The organism is Streptomyces sp. MMG1121, assembly GCF_001280015.1.
Taxonomy (GTDB): Bacteria; Actinomycetota; Actinomycetes; order Streptomycetales; family Streptomycetaceae; genus Streptomyces.
This window is the reverse complement of record NZ_LGDV01000103.1, coordinates 1-337: the sequence shown is the minus strand read 5'-3', so window position 1 is coordinate 337 and position 337 is coordinate 1. Positions and strand designations below refer to the sequence as shown.

Sequence of the window (337 nt, the reverse complement as noted above, 5' to 3'; positions counted from 1 at the left end):
CCGACCGCACACGAGCCAGATCCACCAACCCGTAATACGCAGTCAAGAACACCACCGGCACCGACGCCGCCTCAACGAACGACCACCCCTCCGGCACCCGCGCCACCAACCGACGATCCGCCACGCACTCCGCACCGAACGCATCGGGCAGCAGCCCGAACACCCGGTCACCGGGCTCCAGTCCGCTGACGTCCGCCCCCACCTCCAGCACCACACCGGCGCCCTCGATGCCCATCGAGGCCTCACCCGGATACATCCCCAAGGCGATCAGCACGTCCCGGAAGTTCAGCCCCGCGGCACGCACCGCGATCCGCACCTCCCCCGCCGCCAACGCCCT

Annotated in this window: 1 protein-coding gene; it reads right to left on the bottom strand. The window is 70.0% G+C overall.

The annotated features are described in order from the left end of the window. Positions 1–337 (bottom strand): alcohol dehydrogenase catalytic domain-containing protein (locus ADK64_RS10485; RefSeq protein ID WP_159046215.1); only part of this gene is annotated, 337 nt, incomplete at both ends.